The sequence below is a fragment of the Pantanalinema rosaneae CENA516 genome (genome assembly GCF_050753385.1).
Classification (GTDB): domain Bacteria; phylum Cyanobacteriota; class Cyanobacteriia; order Leptolyngbyales; family Leptolyngbyaceae; genus Pantanalinema; species Pantanalinema rosaneae.
Genome location: NZ_JBLZFZ010000002.1, coordinates 188926 through 206542, shown reverse-complemented (window position 1 = coordinate 206542; position 17617 = coordinate 188926). Strand labels below are relative to the sequence as shown.

General features: G+C 50.3%; 10 protein-coding genes. 2 read left to right on the top strand and 8 right to left on the bottom strand.

All coding sequences use genetic code 11. The annotated features are described in order from the left end of the window. The first annotated feature begins 139 nt into the window (after positions 1-139). Both ACN4EK_RS01885 and ACN4EK_RS01880 read left to right on the top strand, forming a co-directional pair. Positions 140-2974 carry a CHAT domain-containing protein gene (locus tag ACN4EK_RS01885; protein WP_431655677.1) on the top strand — a complete coding sequence of 945 codons (2835 nt, stop codon included), beginning with the start codon at positions 140-142 and terminating at the stop codon, positions 2972-2974. Between the two features lie 118 nt (positions 2975-3092). Continuing rightward, complete coding sequence (locus ACN4EK_RS01880; protein ID WP_431655676.1) at positions 3093-12083, top strand: amino acid adenylation domain-containing protein; 8991 nt, start codon at positions 3093-3095, stop codon at positions 12081-12083. A gap of 18 nt (positions 12084-12101) precedes the next feature. On the opposite strand, the gene ACN4EK_RS01875 is transcribed toward ACN4EK_RS01880, so the two are convergent. The 8 genes from ACN4EK_RS01875 to ACN4EK_RS01840 form a co-directional block, all read right to left on the bottom strand. Next, positions 12102-12764, bottom strand: a complete 663-nt coding sequence (locus tag ACN4EK_RS01875; RefSeq protein ID WP_431655675.1) for a Na(+)/H(+) antiporter subunit B — start codon at positions 12762-12764, stop codon at positions 12102-12104. After that, complete coding sequence (locus ACN4EK_RS01870) at positions 12764-13342, bottom strand: DUF4040 domain-containing protein (protein WP_431655674.1); 579 nt, start codon at positions 13340-13342, stop codon at positions 12764-12766. Before ACN4EK_RS01870 ends, ACN4EK_RS01875 begins: the two co-directional genes overlap by 1 nt. After that, complete coding sequence (locus ACN4EK_RS01865; protein ID WP_431655673.1) at positions 13332-13613, bottom strand: monovalent cation/H(+) antiporter subunit G; 282 nt, start codon at positions 13611-13613, stop codon at positions 13332-13334. Before ACN4EK_RS01865 ends, ACN4EK_RS01870 begins: the two co-directional genes overlap by 11 nt. Next, positions 13610-13864, bottom strand: a complete 255-nt coding sequence (locus ACN4EK_RS01860) for a hypothetical protein (RefSeq protein ID WP_431655672.1) — start codon at positions 13862-13864, stop codon at positions 13610-13612. Before ACN4EK_RS01860 ends, ACN4EK_RS01865 begins: the two co-directional genes overlap by 4 nt. After that, the gene (locus ACN4EK_RS01855; protein WP_431655671.1) at positions 13861-14283 is read right to left on the bottom strand and encodes a Na+/H+ antiporter subunit E; all 423 of its coding nucleotides are present in this window, start codon (positions 14281-14283) and stop codon (positions 13861-13863) included. The genes ACN4EK_RS01860 and ACN4EK_RS01855 overlap by 4 nt, the downstream gene beginning before the upstream one ends. Then, positions 14280-15713 (bottom strand): cation:proton antiporter, encoded by a 1434-nt coding sequence (locus ACN4EK_RS01850; protein ID WP_431655670.1) that lies wholly within the window; start codon positions 15711-15713, stop codon positions 14280-14282. The genes ACN4EK_RS01855 and ACN4EK_RS01850 overlap by 4 nt, the downstream gene beginning before the upstream one ends. After that, positions 15710-16045, bottom strand: a complete 336-nt coding sequence (locus ACN4EK_RS01845; RefSeq protein ID WP_431655668.1) for an NADH-quinone oxidoreductase subunit K — start codon at positions 16043-16045, stop codon at positions 15710-15712. The genes ACN4EK_RS01850 and ACN4EK_RS01845 overlap by 4 nt, the downstream gene beginning before the upstream one ends. Before the next feature lie 67 nt (positions 16046-16112). Continuing rightward, positions 16113-17531: a cation:proton antiporter gene (locus ACN4EK_RS01840; RefSeq protein ID WP_431655667.1), complete on the bottom strand. Its 1419-nt coding sequence runs from the start codon at positions 17529-17531 to the stop codon at positions 16113-16115. Positions 17532-17617 lie beyond the last annotated feature (86 nt).

The window sequence follows — 17617 nt, the reverse complement described above, 5'->3', positions numbered from 1 at the left end:
ACCAATGGGAACAATGAGTTGAACACTCCGAGAGGACGGCGAGATGTTACGTCAGATTTTAGCGACAAACCGGGTAGTTCGGAACTTGGGTACTGGCTTCACAGTTTGCCTCTTGACACATCTCTTCAGTGTCCCTGGAATGGCTACCACTCCCCACAGTCCCGCTCCGGGCGATCGCTTTGCCGATTGGTGTACCCAGCGCGATCGCCTGTCAACTGCCCAACGTCAAACTGTCACCGCTTTATTAGAACAGGCGAAGACTAGCGATTGTCAGCAAGCAGAGCAAGTGCTACTTAAGGCTCCTCGATTAAGTTTAGGCAATCGGCAACTAACTGATATCAGCCCCCTTGTCACCCTGCCCCACCTGACCGCGATCGATTTAAGTTTCAATCAAATTACCGATATTACGCCCTTAGCCAAGTTAACCAACCTCACCTTTTTACTACTGGCTGGCAATCAAATTGATGATGTCACGCCCCTTGCCCAGCTCACGAATTTGAACTACCTGGTACTAGAAAAAAATCAAATTCGCGACATTCGCCCATTAGCCAATCTGAAGCGGCTGACCGCCTTAATTGCCTTATCCAATCCCATAACCAGCAAACGTTGTCCAATCACTCCTGCCACAGTTTGCATTTTTTCTAATGATGGGGCAGACTTATTTGCTCAGGCAGAAGCCCAGTATCAGCAGGGAGAATTTTCAGCGGCATTAACTCAGTTTCAAGCGGTGCTGAAGGTGTATACCCAGGCTGACGATCGCCTGAAACAAGGAGATACCCTGAACCGGATTGGGGATACCTCAATGAATTTAGGTCAGTATGCCCAGGCATTATCAGCGTACCAAACGGCGATCGCCCTGCGGCAAGAATTAGGCGATCTGCCAGGTTTAGGAGTTTCGTTAACCAGTTTGGCAACGGCGTATGAACGGTTGGGGCAATACCAGAAAGCCCAGGATACCTTAGAACAAGCGTTACAGAATATTCAACAGCAGCAAAAGGGAGGAATTCCCCTGGAAGGTGGCATTTACGAACTCCCGAAGGACGAAGCCACGTTACGCAATCGCTTAGCCCAAATCCAGAATCAGTTAGAGCAACATCCCGCCGCCTTACGATCGGCACAAGCCGCCCTGAAACTCTATCAATTACTGCCAGATGACTATGATGGCAAGCGATTTGGCGAACGAGCCGTTTTAGACACGATCGGGCTAACTCATTGGTATTTGGGAGAGTCACAAACCGCGATTACAACCTTAAAACAAGCCGAAACCATTGCCAAAGCCATTGGCGATCGAGCCGGACTGGCGACCAGCTTAAATCATTTAGGGGAAGTGTATCTCAGCCTGAAACAGCCCACCTTAGCGCTAGACCTATTTCAGCAAGCGTTAACCATCCGGCAGGCGATCGGCGATCGACCTGGAGCCGGAGCCACCCTGAATCAGATTGGTATCACGTTGTTGCAACAGGGAGACTACGCCAAAGCAACTCAAGCCCTATTGTCTGCGATTCAAATTTGGGAATCCCTGCGTCCCGGTTTGACTGATGAAAACAAGGTGTCTTTATTTGAAACTCAAGTTGTCACCTATAGTGCTTTGCAGAATGCCTTAGTTGCCCAAAACCAACCCACCTCTGCCCTGGAAATTGCGGAACGCAGTCGCGCTAGAGCCTTTGTTGAGTTATTAGCCTCCCGGTTAGGAGGAAAGGTATCGGCACAATTTGAGTCGGCGGCTCCTCCCAGCATTGACCAGATCCGGCAGGTGGCAAAAGTCCAAAAGGCGACGCTGGTTGAATATTCCCTGAGTCAGGATAATCTATTGATTTGGGTGATTGCTCCCGATGGCACGATCACCTTGCGATCGGTGAAACTGACGGAGTTAGACACATCCCTGGAAGATGCCGCCGAACGTACACGGGTCGCCGCCGCCACGGGCAGAAACCGGGGGATCAGTCGCTCTACCCATGACTTAAATGCCTTTGTGCAAGGAACTCGATCGACGGTCGCCGCTCCTAGCTCCGGGACGATCGCGACAGCGGACGCTGACGACCCAGAAGGTTCCACCATCGATGCTGATTCCAGTCAGCCGCGACGCTTGAATCGCCGTTTGCGTAAAAGCTATGACTTACTCATTGCCCCGATCGCGGATCTATTACCGAAAGATCCCAACGATCATGTAATTTTCCTGCCGCATGGCTCTCTATTTCTGATTCCCTTTCCGGCACTTCAGGATGCCACTGGCAAGTATTTGATCGAACAACATACGATCCTGACGGCACCATCAATTCAGGTGCTGGCGTTAACACATCAGCGCCAACGTCAAACCCAAACCCAAATAGGTCAGCCGTTAGTGGTAGGCAATCCCACGATGCCCAAACTTGCTTTCCCTGTAGGGTCGCCCCCCGAAGCCTTAGCCCCCCTACCTGGAGCCGAAGCCGAAGCGATCGCCGTTGCCCGACTATTGCAGACCCAAGCCCTAACTGCCGATGCCGCCACCGAAGCTGTTGTCGTCGCCAAGATGCCCACGGCTGGAATTGTCCATTTAGCCACCCACGGACTACTGGATGATATTCCTCAGTTAGGTGTCCCTGGCGCGATCGCCCTAGCGCCTGATCCCCGAGCATCCGCTACCTCCAGCCATAACACCAGTGATGGCTTCTTGACGACCACAAATATTCTCAATTTGAATTTAACCGCAAATTTAGTTGTACTGAGTGCGTGTAATACCGGCCGAGGCAGTATTACCGGAGATGGTGTGATCGGCTTGTCACGGGCTTTTATGGCAGCAGGGACTCCCAGCGTATTGGTGTCTTTGTGGGAAGTTCCCGATGCTCCTACCTCTGATTTAATGATCGAGTTTTATCAACAGATGCAACAACAGCCGAACAAAGCCCAGGCACTACGCCAGGCCATGCTAGAAACGATGACAAAACACCCTCACCCTCGCGATTGGGCAGCCTTCACCCTGATTGGGCAACCATAGCCCCATCCAGCAGGCAGTTAACTATGATTTTGCCACTCTGGCAATTATTTAAACCCAATAAAATGCAATAAAAAGATACACCGATTTGGTGCAAGATCTATCTTAAAGCGTAATCCTTGTGTCACATTTGCCTTTACAACAGAGGGAAGTTGAACAGGCACAGGTGCGAATGATTGTAGATCAACCGAATCGGAAATTTGTTGAGGAAGAAATCTTCCTCTTTCCTGCCTCATTTGCCCAACAGCGTTTGTGGTTTGTTGAACAACTACTACCCGGAGATAGCCTGTATGTGATTCCCTTAGTCTTGCGATTAACTGGGGCATTACAGCGATCGCATCTCCAGCAAAGTCTAGAAGCGATCGTTCAACGTCATGAAAGCCTCAGAACCACCTTTGCTGTGGTAGATGGGCAATTAATACAGGTAATTAAACCGACGTTATCTGTGCCGCTGAGGGTGAATGATTTACGGTCATGCACCACTAGCATTCGCGAAAATACGGCTCTAGAAGAGATTTGGCAGGTAATTCAAGCCCCGTTTAACTTAACTCAAGACGTACTATTTCGAGTTCACCTGTGGCAACTCCAAGATACAGAACATTTGCTACTACTCACCTTACATCACATCATTTTTGATGAATGGTCGAGTGGCGTTTTAATTCGTGAGTTAGGGGAAAACTATACAGCATTAGTTGAACATCGATCGCCAACCTTAGCAGCATTACCTGTGCAATATGCTGATTTTGCTCACTGGCAACGGCAATGGCTCCAGGGAGACACTTTAAACTCGCAGATCCGGTACTGGAAGCAACAGTTACAGGATCTGCCAGGGCTAAATTTACCGGGCGCAATCTCTCGTTCCAGTGGACACCACCACCAGGGAGCCAGCCAACTCCTAGAGCTACCCCAATCCTTACTCGATGCCCTGGAAGCATTAAGTCAAACCACTGGGGTGACGCTGTTCATGACCTTACTGGCGGCTTTCCAAACATTACTGCATCGCTATACCGGACAAACGGATCTAGCGATCGGTTCCCCCATTGCCAATCGCCATCATAGTGCCCTGGAGGGATTAATTGGCTTCCTGGTCAATAGTCTGGTGTTGCGAACAGATCTCTCGGGAGATCCCACATTTGGCACTGTATTAGAGCGAGTCCGGGATGTCACATTAGCAGCATACGACCATCAAGATCTACCGTTTGAAAAATTGGTGGAAGCACTACAACCTGTGCGAAGCTTGGGGCAAAATCCGTTGTTTCAGGTAGTGTTTGCCTTACAAAACACGCCCATGACCCACCTGGAGCTACCCGGATTAGTCCTCAGTCCAGTCGCGTTAGAAACTAAGACAGCCCGGTTTGATCTGGAGTTATATGTATGGAAATCTGCCGATAATTTTCGTAGCTTGTGGGGGCAGGGTTGGCAGGCGACAGACGGCTTACGAGGTGTAATCGTTTATAACACAGAGTTATTTGAAGCTCACACGATCGCGGCATTCCGACAGCATTTTCAGACTTTATTAGAAAGTATTGTCGCTAACCCAGACGCACCGATTTCAACACTACCACTATTAACTCCTACAGAACAACAGCAATTAATTCAACGCTGGAGTAATACTCAATCTGAGTATCTAACTAATGCTTGTATTCATCAGATCTTTGAAGCTCAAGTAAAACAACGACCCACCGCGATCGCGATCAAGTTTGGCAATCAACAATTCACCTATCAAGCCCTCAATCAAGGTAGTAATCAACTAGCACGATATTTGCAACGATTAGGCGTTAAGTCTGAAACACCCGTAGGAATTTGTTTGGAACGTGGCATCGAAGCGATCGCGGCAATGCTAGCCGTTTTGAAAGCCGGAGGGGTTTATGTTCCACTCGATCCGAGCTATCCCCCAGAACGTTTACAGTTTATGCTGGAGGATGCCGGAATTACCATCGTGTTGACTCAAGCAGATTGGGCAGATACGTTGCGTACTTCAACTAATCAAGTCATTTGTCTAGAGCAGGAATGGGACGCGATCGCCCAAGAATCCGATACAAACTTGCCCATCGTCACTCATGCCGAACAGCTTGCCTACCTAATTTATACCTCTGGTTCCACCGGAATCCCGAAAGGTGTAATGGTGACGCATCGAGCCGTGAATCGCTTAGTCTGTGCGACCAATTACATCCAGATCACCTCCAGCGATCGTGTGGCTCAGGTAGCCAACCTGACCTTTGATGCGGCGACCTTTGAAGTTTGGGGCGCATTACTGAATGGGGCACAACTGGTTGGGATAGCGAGAGAGACAACACTATCACCGACTGAGTTTGTCACCACATTACAGCAGCAGGAGATTAATATTCTATTCCTGACAACGGCTCTATTAAACCAAACTGTTAGTCAAATTCCCCATGCCTTTCGTACCCTCAAATACCTGTTGTTTGGCGGTGAACTGGTCAATGTTGAGCGAGTGAGAACGATCGTGCAACAGGGTAAGCCTCAGCATCTGATCCATGTCTATGGCCCAACGGAAAATACAACCTTTTCCACCTGGTATGAAGTAGAGGAGATTCCAGTCGAGGCAACCACAATTCCCATTGGGCAGGCAATTTCTAACACGCAGGTCTACTTATTAGATGACAATTTGAATCCAGTGCCAGCCGGGGTCATCGGTGAAATTTATTTAGGTGGAGATGGATTAGCAAAGGGATATTTACATCGATCGCAATTAACAGCAGAACGATTTATTGTCAATCCCTTTGAGGTCAAAGGAGAAGCCGATAGAAACCCCCATCACAAGTATCATCTTTACAAAACTGGCGATCGCGCCCTTTATCGATCGGATAGCAACCTGGAGTTTTTGGGACGAACGGATAATCAGATTAAGCTGCGGGGATTTCGAGTCGAGTTAGGCGAAATTGAAACCGCGATCGGGCAACATCCATCCGTCCAAACGGCGGTAGTCGTTATGCGGGAGATGAATGATGCCCCTACAGCCGCCCTGGGCGATCGGAAGTTAATTGCTTATATCGTGCCTCAAACATCAACTATTCCAACCGAGCGAGAGTTACGATCGTTTCTTAAACGCACATTACCTGACTATATGCTACCTGCGGCATTTGTGGCTTTAGAAACACTGCCACTCACCGCCAATGGTAAAGTCGATCAGCCAGCTTTACCACCCCCAAACTTCAATCTTCTTCCCCCAATCCATCCCCCGATCGCCCCAAGCACCTCCCTGGAAACCTACCTAGTCGAACTCTGGATCCAACTGCTCGGACGTAAACAGATTGGCATTCACGACAACTTCTTTGAACTGGGGGGTCATTCCCTCCTAGCCACTCAACTCGTCTCTCGCCTTCGCGATCGCTTTCAGGTCGAATTGCCGCTCCGGATGGTGTTTGAAACGCCCACGATCGGTGGACTCGCTCAGAGAATTGCAGATTTACTCAAGGATAGGGGGGATGGGGGAGATGGGGAAGATAGAGAAGATCAAGTAATACCAGACTCCCTCACCTCCTCCACCTCCCTCACCTCCTCCACCTCCCTCACCTCCTCCACCTCCCTCACCTCCCTCACCTCCTCCACCTCCCTCACCTCCTCCACCTCCCTCACCTCCACATCTACCTTCCCTCTCTCCTTTGCTCAACAACGATTGTGGTTCTTATATCAACTCGCACCTGACAATCCGTTTTACAATGTGCCTGCGGCGATTCGGTTAACGGGAAGGGTAGACCAAACGGCATTAGAGCGATCGTTTAACGAGATTGTGCGTCGTCATGCGACTCTGCGGACTACATTGACAACGCTGGATGGGCAGCCTGTTCAAGTAGTTCAATCCCATATCAACGTTGAGTTGCCCGTTGTGAATTTGACAACGGTTGCCGTGAGTGACCGCGATCGCGTCAGCCAGCAATTAGCAACGGCGGAAGCGCAACGTCCGTTTAATCTCACTACCGATGCCCTGTTGCGAGTCACATTGCTGCAATTTGATCCGACTGATGCGGTGCTATTGCTGACCCTGCACCATATTGTTGCCGATGGTTGGTCATTGGGAGTGCTAATTCGAGAACTGGCTGATTGCTACACCGCATTCATCGAAGGACGATCGCCCAACTTACCGCCATTACCACTCCAATACACCGATTTCGCGCAGTGGCAGCGCAACTGGCTCCAGGGAGAAGTATTAGAGCAGCAACTCACCTATTGGCGGCAGCAGTTACAGGATTTGCCAGTGTTACAGTTACCCAGCGATCGCCCGCGTCCGGCGGTGCAAACTTATCGAGGGGCAATCTATCCATTGCAACTTTCCCCTACCCTGACTCAGGCATTAGTGACATTCAGCCAGCAGTCAGGCACGTCTTTATTTATGACCCTGTTCGCGGCGTTTCAAACATTGTTGTACCGTTATACCGGACAGGAGGATATTGCGATCGGTTCCCCCATCGCCAACCGTCATCGCAGTGAAGTAGAAGGACTGATTGGCTTCTTTGTGAATAGCCTGGTCTTGCGATCGCGGCTATCTGGGGATCTGACGTTTCGCGAGTTACTGGAGCAGGTACGCCATGTCGCACTAGAGGCTTACGAGCATCAGGACTTACCGTTTGAGCAGTTGGTCGAATCACTGGATCCCGATCGTGATTTGAGCCATAATCCCCTATTCCAAGTTGCCTTTGCCCTGCAAAATGCTCCCATGCAGGCGTTAACCCTACCCGGATTAACCCTGGAACCCGTCCCATTAGAGTCCGGCAGTACCCGGTTTGATTTAGAAGTTCATCTTTGGGAGCCTGCCCACGGACTCCGCAGCCTGTGGCAATCTGAGGCAGGTTTGAGTGGGTTTATTTCCTACAGTACCGACTTGTTCGATCGGGAGCGGATTGGTCGCCTGGTAGGACATTTCCAAACCCTACTAGCTGGAATTGTGGCAAATCCCGATGCTTGCTTATCAGAGTTACCTTTGCTCACGAATGCAGAATATCAGCAGATGTCAGTGGACTGGAATCGATTGTCCCAGAGACAGATCAACCTTAAACGCTCCCTTGCTCCAGAAGTTGTAGGACAAGCAAGCCCCGATCGCGGCTTTGATCAAATTTTTGCAGATCATGTGAGATCGACTCCCGATGCGATCGCGATCGTTGCAGAACAGGGATCGCTAACGTATCAAGCATTAAACCAGTCCGCCGATCAATTAGCTCAAACATTACGCCAGATGGGAGTACAGCCCAATCAGTTCATTGGGTTATGCGTCGATCGGTCTGCCGAGATGGTGATTGGCATTCTGGGCATTCTCAAAGCGGGGGGAGTTTATGTCCCGCTTGATCCCAACTATCCTCGCGATCGGCTGCACTTCATGTTGAGCGATACGGCGATCGCAATTCTACTGACCCAATCCTGGTTAGTGGCATCCCTCCCCACCTCCCCCGCCCAGGTACTTTGTTTAGATCAACCCTTACCCGAAGATGCTTACTCCCTGCCAGACTCAGAAGAGTTAGAGAGTCCCGTCACAACGGATCAGCTTGCCTATGTGATCTATACGTCCGGTTCTACTGGCACTCCAAAAGGTGTCCTCCTCTCCCATCGGGGGTTAGGCAATGTGGTTGCCGCTCAGCAGCAGGTATTCTCCCTCTCTGCCCAGAGCCGCGTACTGCAATTTAGTTCGCTCAGCTTCGATGCGTCGATTTTTGAGATCGCTTTGGCATTAGGGTGTGGTGGCACGTTGTATATTCCACCCCCAGCCGCCCAACTCCCTGATATGGCACTGGTGCAATTTCTGCAAACCCACGCCATTACCCATGCGCTGCTGACTCCATCGGTGTTAGCGGTTCTACCCGCCGCCGCACTCCCAGCACTGAACGTGTTAATTACTGGGGGAGAAGCTTGCTCCAGCCAGGTACTCGATCGCTGGGCAGGCGATCGGCAATTCTTCAACGCCTATGGCCCCACCGAAACCACAATCTGGGCAACGATCGCCCAACTGGTTCCGGGCGATCATCCCCTCACGATCGGGCGACCGATTCTCAACACTCAAATTTACATTTTAGATCACCACTTCAATCCTGTTCCGATCGGCATCCCAGGTGAGATTTACATTGGGGGTATAGGAGTCGCTCGGGGGTATCTGAATCGTCCCGAGTTAACCGCCGAACGATTTATTGCCAATCCATTTAGGGTGAGTGAGGGAACAGACGAAAACCGTCACCCGTCCCGGCTCTACAAAACTGGTGATCGCGCCCAATATCGTAGCGATGGTACGATCGAATTTCTCGGTCGAGTTGATCATCAAATTAAACGGCGGGGATTTCGGGTCGAATTGGGTGAAATCGAAGCCACCCTTCAACAACATCCAGCCCTGCAAGAGGCGGCGGTGATCACAACGGGAGAAACCCACGATCTACGGCTGATTGCCTATTTCAGCCTCGATCGTCACTATGAGCAACACACTATTCGCCAATCCCTCGAACCGCAACACCTGCAACATTGGCAAACTCTCTATAACCAAACCTATCACTCTTCAAATCAGCCTACAACCGACGAGGTGGTAGAGAACGATGTCATTCCAGCCAGCCCATTTGATATCACCGGATGGCACAGCAGTTACACCGGAGAACCGATTCCATTAGCGCAAATGCAAGAATGGGTTAGCGATCGAGTCCAGCAAATTCTCGCCTTACAGCCCCAACGAGTGTTAGAAATTGGCTGTGGCACTGGCTTACTCCTATTTCAAATTGCGCCGCATTGCCAAACCTATGTAGGAACAGATTTTTCTACCGTTAGTTTAGAGTCGATTCAGCATCAACTATCGGCACTTAAACTATCCCATGTCGAGCTACAACAACGGATAGCAACTGATTTCGCGGGGGTAGCTCCCGCCTCCTTCGATGTGGTGATTCTAAATTCGATCGTGCAGTATTTTCCCAGCCAGGATTACCTGATGCAGGTATTGACCGGAGCGATGAATACTCTTACTCCGGGAGGGGTTTTATTCATTGGCGATGTCCGCAGTTTACCGCTACTGACTGCCTTCCATAGTTGGGTCAAACTCAGTCAGGCAGAGGCAGGCATGGAGCGCACTCAACTTCAGCCGCAGGTTGCCCGATCGCAATTTGAGGAACCCGAACTGGCAATCGATCCCGCTTTTTTTCAGGCGCTGCGCGATCGGTTTCCGCAAATTCGGCAGGTCAAAATTCGGTTATCACGGGGTCGCAGCCAGAATGAAATGACCCAATTTCGCTATAACGTGCTGCTACAGACTGAACCTGCAACACCGGATCACTTTCTATCACCACAAACGACAACTCAGCCGACATCAGAAACTCATACAACTTACTATCACGATTGGCAACAACATCCGATCACTATACCTGAAGTCAAAAACTATCTAATCGAACAGTCACCCGATCGACTAATCATTACCCATGTCACCAATAGTCGAGTTCAGGCGGCAGTTAAGACAGCAGCCTGGTTAGATCACGAAACTACCCCTAAAACGGTTGGGCAGATGCGCGAACGCTTACAGAATCAGGCTGAATCCGCGATCGATCCGCAAGATTGGTGGGATCTGGAAACCATCCTGCCTTACACGGTGGAGATTAGCTGGTCAACGCCAACGCATACCGGGAACTATGATGTCCAGTTAATTCGACAGGAGGTAGCGGCGATCGCTGATTTGGCGATATCTCATCCCTTCGATCAACGTTGGCATCACTATACAAACAATCCATTACAAGCAGCCTGCGCTCGGCAACTGATTCCAGAACTGCGGCGATATCTCCAACAACGTTTACCGGACTATATGCTGCCCTCTACCTTTGTGCCGTTAGCAACATTACCGCTCACCGTCAGTGGCAAGATCGATCGCCTGCACCTGACCGCTCAAGCAGACCGTGACTTAACCCTGCATGAGCCAGCCTCTCACTCTGTCGCAACGCCATTAACCTCTACAGAAACCACATTAGCGGAAATTTGGCGAGACTTATTGCGATTGCCGCAAATTAATCTCCACGACAACTTTTTTGAGTTAGGCGGACACTCGTTATTAGCCACCCAAATGACTTCGCGGGTGCGGGATAGCTTTGGGCTGGAACTACCGCTAAAAGAGGTCTTTGCGGCTCCAACGATCGCCCAACTGGCTCCGATTTTAGACACCTTAATTCACACGACTTCTATTCCAACAGTGCCCCCACTGATCCAGTTAGAGCGATCGACCTACCAGCGTCAACGCTTACAGTTAGCCAACGGTGAGACTCAAATTCTTCCTGCTGAAAGCTCAGGATGGGATCAGCATCAGCCGCCATCTGAGCAATCTGTAACCGCTGCCCGATCGCCGCTGGTGCCATTAACGCTGGGCAGCCATCAACCGCCATTCTTCTGTGTTCATCCCATGTTTGGAGTTGTATTTCCTTACCTGGAATTGGCGCATCATTTAGGCGACGATCGTAGTTTCTATGGGCTGCAACCGTTGGGTTTAGATGGCAAAGCTCCTCCCCTGAACCGTATGGACGCGATCGCCGCGTACTACATTCGAGCGATTCAATCGCTGCAACCATCCGGCCCTTACCTGCTCGGCGGCTGGTCATTTGGGGGGCTAGTTGCCTTTGAAATGGCACAACAACTGACTCAGGCAGGCGAACAGGTGGCACTCCTGGCAATTCTGGATACGCCTGCACCTTGTCATCCCCGATCGTTCTGTCAAAGCCTCAAGTTTCTATTGGGCACTGCCCTCTGGTCTACGTTACCCTTTCTCTGGGACTATAGTTCGCTTGCCAGTCAGCGGCTGCGACTCCGATATCCCTGGTTGGGGCGCTGGCAGTGGTCTGCGATTGGGCGGTTGATTTCGGCAGAATCGCGATTGCAGTTATTGGATGAATCAGCCGTTCAATCCATATTGCCGATCGTGTATGCCAACAGTCAGGCAACCTATCGCTATACTCCCAAACCCTACCCCGATCGGCTGACATTATTTAAAGCGGCGGAACAGCCCGAAGCAAATGAAGCAGATTCAACTCTAGGCTGGAGTGCCCTGGCGAGTGATATCACAGTACATCAAGTTCCGGGGAATCATCTCTCATTGCTGAAACAACCCCATGTGCAAACCCTGGCACAAATCCTGGGGCACTATTTAGCCTAGTGAGCCAAATCACTCGTCCTACAGTAACCCCCGATAACGAATAAATACCAGAATTGCTGCCCATGACCCCAGGGCAACTTTAATTGCCACCAGAATATTGAGAATCGGCACAATCCCGCCACTGATCAAATCACCAACCTCACCTCGGGGTAGTTCAAACCCTGCCAGGGTAATCACCGACAGGACAATGAAGATCAGCACCGACACTTTCTCCCAGGTTGCGGCCCGCCAGCGTCGGTAAATTGCCTCCATCCACTCGGAGGATGAAGTAATTGCCACCAACCCGATCGCAGTGCCCCCTGCTACTCCCGCCGCAAATCCACCGCCCGGACTCAGATGCCCCCGAATGGCCAGTTCGACCCCAACGATCGCGGCGATCGTGGCTCCCAACTGTGCCAGGACGATCGAAGGTTGGTCAGTAAAGCGATAGACCGTGGGAAAAGGTTGCTCGTTTGCCAGCAAAAATTGGGCACCCATAATCGCGATCGTAAAGACAATCACCTCAAAAATCGTGTCATATAATCGATTTCTAAAAATAATTCCCGACACGGCATTGGGCACACCACTATCCTGCACCACTGCCTCGACGATCGAGAGATCAGCAGATTCGGCAGTCAGATTCGGCATCAGTAAGAATTTAATGAATAGAATGATGCCAGCAGCAATGTAGAGCCATTTCATTAATGTTTCTCTCCGGCAGACGAGACGGCGACATAGGTCAGGCTAGTGGCAGGTGAAGTCAGTTCAGCTTCTAGAATGTCGTACAGACGACGAACGCGAACGGCCGTGTAATAGGGTGGCTCAGAGAGAGTAGAGTCAGGAGCCAATGGCTGCGATCGCGGGATACAGGTAAGATGCACTGCTTTATCCAGTAAAGCCTCCTGTAAGGACTCCGGATCAGGATAGGGCAACAGTTCCAGGCGCAGATGGTACTTGCGGGCAACGGTGCGGAAATCAGCAATCAGTCCAGTGCAGGGATGGGCAGCATCTGCCTCACTCCAGTTATCTTTCAGCACTCCAATCCGCATCACTAAGGACGATCGCACCGCTACAGCATACAGTGTGATTGCCAGCATTGTGCCGACCAGGGCTTCAGTTAAGGCAACATCCGCCGCCCCCAACACTACATATACCAGGGCTGCCACCGCGCCCAAAATCCCACGCACCACCAGAGCGCTGTAGGGATTTGCCTGGATGATCAGCATCAATGCCGACAGAGGTAATAGGGCAACAATCACATATAGGTAGCTATCGTCCATCCTTGCCTCCCTGACTAGAGCAGTATGCCAGCACATAGCCCAACACGGTATTCCAGATGGCTAGGGAAATCAGGGCAAGCACGAGTAATGACCATTCACTAGGAATTTGTAGGAGCAGTCCCACGATAATGCTCATTGAACCGAGGGTATCGGCAACCGAAAGGCTATGCAGTTTGAATAAGACCGATCGCTGACCGAGCAGGGGCAACGTACCCCAAAACCAAAATAGGATACCCAAACCAATACAGCTATAACTGAGGATGTTGATCATACTTCATTCATGCGTCTAATCACATGCGCCAGCAACATTAATCCCGCATTACCTACACTCAGGATAATCACTCCAACCACACCAATCATCCAATCATCCCGCAGTACAGAGACAATCAAAATCATCACCGATGTCTTCGTAGCGATACTGGCAAACGCTAACATTTTCTGCCAAATATCCTCATCTTGCCACGCCTCATACATGGGAATTAGCAACGCTAAAATCATCGCAATTAGCATGACATTCATCATGATTCCATCATCCCCTGTTCATTGCCTCCTCTGAGTCGTTTCCGTCTCGTCACCCGATGCACCTCATACCACCCCGCTTCGTGGTATTTCAAGACGATCGTCTTAGGCGTAAAGGTAATCAGAAAGATATCGAGAAACACTAATCCAGGCGATCGTCGGGGCTTGACCCGTTCCATTACGATATCTTCGTGGGTATGGGGACGAACGATCAGTTCCACTGCCTCCAGATAGGCTTGGGGAATTGCCACAATAATTTCCCACAATACCCGTAACCAGTCCTTTAAAGCCCCGGGAGTGATCCGACAGCCCGGTAATAGTAGCGCCACACAAATTCCCATGATGATATTGGGTACGCTCAAATTAGCGGTTAGCAAAAACCAGATGACCAGTCGGAGGATGAGATTCAGATATCCAATCATGCCATCACCATCCCCAAGAGTAAAAGTAACATCAGGCTCATGACCCCAATTAAATGATCAAATTGCTCCAGCAGTCGGGGCAGTTTAATCATCGTATGCCGAGAGAGCAACCAGTAGACTAACCAACCCAGGGCGATCGTGGCTAACGGTTTGACAATATTCGCCAGGGTGTATGCCTCGTAATACGCCACATTTGCCAAGAATAGCCCCCCAATCAACAGCACGATCGCCGCCCAAAAACTCGGTGTGACTTCTGCTTTACCATGATGTTCATGGGGTAAGAAAATCAATTTCGCAAAGGAGATCGCTGTTCCTAGAGCAGCAATATTCATGCCAATCACCTGCCAGGGTAACAAACTCTTCATCGTCAACACCTTTGCCCCAAAGCCAGAGAGTAGGGGAAACCCAGAGATCGAGAAGCTGGCGATCACCAGGGCAATCCAGACGGGTGTATGAATCGGTTGATGTTGTAACTCCTTCAAGTTGCGGCTAGGTAACACTCCAGCCGTGAGAAATAACGCCGCTTTGACTAATCCGTGAGTCAGGGCATAGAAGCCGCCCACTTCTGGCGCTGCCAGAATAAAGCCTAACTGGGACACGGTATGAAATGCCAACATACGCTTCGTATCCTTCTCGAAGACCGCATAGGCAACCCCCAGCACCGCCGTTCCAACCCCAAAAATCCGAATCAGAGGGTCAAATTCTCCAACTAACAGGGCACAGCGAACTAGAGGCAATACTCCAGCTTTCACCACCACCCCGGACAACATTGCCGATACTGGTGTTTCTGACTCAGAGTGGGTTAAGGGCAACCACAAACCGGAGACAAAGATGCCTCCTTTCACCAAAAGCCCCAAAAAGATCAGTGCCAGGGCTTCAGGAGGGGACTGGCGGATACCCACAAACGCGAAGGAGTGATTCGCCTGATAGACCAGAACAGTACCTACCAAATAGAACAGCATGGCAACGTTGCTGACAAAGAGATAGCGCAAACCCACCCAGATCGAGCGATCGGTGCGCGGGTAGGCAATCAACAGAAACGCCGCAATACTAATCACCTCTAGTGCCACATACAGACTCATAAAATCGGTACAGGCAAAGGCAGCATTTACACTTCCATGCAAAATAATGGTTTGCATGTAAAAGAAAGCGGTCTTATTACTGCGCCAACAGTAAAGGATCACCGCCATTGTCACCAGGGCATTCGTCAGGATGAAAAAGCCACTTAAGGGATCGAGCAGTAAGGTGACACCAAATCGATCCAACAATTGTAGATGCAGTGGGGGCTGAGTAAAGAGCAACAGGGCATAACCTACTGACACCGTTGCCACACCTAACGAGAGCAGGCGAGCCAGGGAGGGCAGTAAGTAACCCAGAAAACCAGCTAGAAACGGTAGAGCAATCCAAATTAGCGTCAAGTTACTACTCATGGCGCTTGATTCCGCTCAATCTCCTGGGTCTCCAACGTTGGATTATCCCGCGCCAGTTTCATCACTCCGACTAACATTAAGGCTTGAATGGAAAAGCCAATGACGATCGCTGTTAAGATGACTGCTTGCGGCACTGGATCTGCGTAGTTCCCTTGATTCGCTTCCGAAAGAATCGGCGTGAATAGTCCATCCCGCGAGGCAATCAGCACGTAATAGGCAATCACTCCCGTACTCATTACATCCATAGAAATAATTTTCATTACCAGATTTTTTTTGAAAATAATGCCAAAAAATCCACATAATATCGTGGCAAACACACAGGCTTCTAACATAGGAATAGGTAGAGGATGGGGCAGATCAGGCGGTGGGGAACCAGCCCCCACTCACCTACTGGCGAATCTAAACTTCACTCACGGCGGCGGTTGATTCCAGCGCCGGTTCTCCACTGGCAGGTGGTTCTTCGGATTGTCCGAAGGCAACCCGCAGGAAGGGTGGAGCCAAAAAGGTGGTGAGAATCACCATGATAATAATGGCAGCTTCCAACGGCTTACTCAACACGCCACTCGCTGAACCAATGCCAGCAAACACCAAACCAACCTCGCCCCGAGGAATCATGCCCACCCCGATCGCCAGCCGATTAATGCCCGGTTGACCAAAAACTGCCCAGCCTGTCACCACTTTGCCAACGATCGCGATCGCAATCAGGAACACGGCAATCACTAAACCAGCCCGGTTTTCCGGTACTGCCGGATTCAACACACTTAAATCGGCTCTAGCTCCTACGGTGACAAAAAAGATTGGGACTAGCAGATCGGCGATCGGTTTGACTAATTCATCCAATTCATTGCGGGCATCGGTTTCATCCAAGACTAAACCAGCCGCAAACGCTCCCAAAATGGCTTCCAGATGAATGGCATTGCCTAAAAACGCCATGAAAAAGGCAAAACTAAAGGCGGGAATGACGATATTGCCCCGAGTCTTTAGTTTTTCTACAATCGCGACAAATGTTTTGTTAAAGATGCCGCCTAATAGAATCGACCCGATCAGGAAGGCTGTAGCACTAACAATCAAGTAAATGACATTCGTAACATCGATTTCACCCGTTTTGGCTAAACTGGCAACCACTGCCAACACAATAATCCCCAGGACATCATCAATCACCGCCGCCCCGACAATGATTTGACCCTCCTTCGATTTCAGCCGTCCCAGTTCAGACAGCACTTTGGAGGTAATGCCAATACTGGTAGCGGTCAGGGCGGCTCCAGCAAAAATCGCCGGAATGGCGGGCACATGAAATAGCATCATCAACCCCACTGTCCCTGCCGTGAAGGGAACAACCACCCCAACACAGGCCACGATCGTCGCTTGATAGCCGACTTGTTTGAGTTGACGTAAATCTGACTCTAAGCCAATTTCAAACAGCAGAATGATCACACCTAGCTCTGCCAGGACTGAAACCACTTCACTTTGAGATTGGAAAACACTGGTTAATGCCTCAGGGGTGAGTCCATTAATCCATTGCAATACAGTCATGATCACTGAATCAGTGGCTGGTAGTCCACTTTCAGGAAACACCACCAGATGCAACGCCGACACCCCAACAATTACCCCAGCCACCAGTTCTCCTAAAACCGGGGGAAAATCTAAGCGCCTAGAGATCTCAGCCCCGACTTTACTCGCCAGGTAAATCACGACCAGGCTCAAAAGTACGCCAGTCAGGACGATCGGAGCATTTTCTGCCTCAGCCGTTGCCAGAAGAGGGGGAGCCAGCAAGGATAGTTGAGAGAATGAATGGGTAATCGTAGATAGATCAAGCATGGATCAGGTTTTCTGTGAGAACAGGAACAAACGGGAGTGAAATTATCAGGGCACCAGACGGTATCAGTGCCCCAACTCAGAGGACA

What these genes read in the sequence shown, in the direction of transcription:
- ACN4EK_RS01865 (WP_431655673.1), bottom strand. Translation starts at nt 13,613, where the DNA reads ATGATCAACATCCTCAGTTATAGCTGTATTGGTTTGGGTATCCTATTT.
- ACN4EK_RS01855 (WP_431655671.1), bottom strand. Translation starts at nt 14,283, where the DNA reads ATGATTGGATATCTGAATCTCATCCTCCGACTGGTCATCTGGTTTTTG.
- ACN4EK_RS01870 (WP_431655674.1), bottom strand. Translation starts at nt 13,342, where the DNA reads ATGGACGATAGCTACCTATATGTGATTGTTGCCCTATTACCTCTGTCG.
- ACN4EK_RS01875 (WP_431655675.1), bottom strand. Translation starts at nt 12,764, where the DNA reads ATGAAATGGCTCTACATTGCTGCTGGCATCATTCTATTCATTAAATTC.
- ACN4EK_RS01850 (WP_431655670.1), bottom strand. Translation starts at nt 15,713, where the DNA reads ATGAGTAGTAACTTGACGCTAATTTGGATTGCTCTACCGTTTCTAGCT.
- ACN4EK_RS01860 (WP_431655672.1), bottom strand. Translation starts at nt 13,864, where the DNA reads ATGATGAATGTCATGCTAATTGCGATGATTTTAGCGTTGCTAATTCCC.
- ACN4EK_RS01885 (WP_431655677.1), top strand. Translation starts at nt 140, where the DNA reads ATGGCTACCACTCCCCACAGTCCCGCTCCGGGCGATCGCTTTGCCGAT.
- ACN4EK_RS01840 (WP_431655667.1), bottom strand. Translation starts at nt 17,531, where the DNA reads ATGCTTGATCTATCTACGATTACCCATTCATTCTCTCAACTATCCTTG.
- ACN4EK_RS01845 (WP_431655668.1), bottom strand. Translation starts at nt 16,045, where the DNA reads ATGTTAGAAGCCTGTGTGTTTGCCACGATATTATGTGGATTTTTTGGC.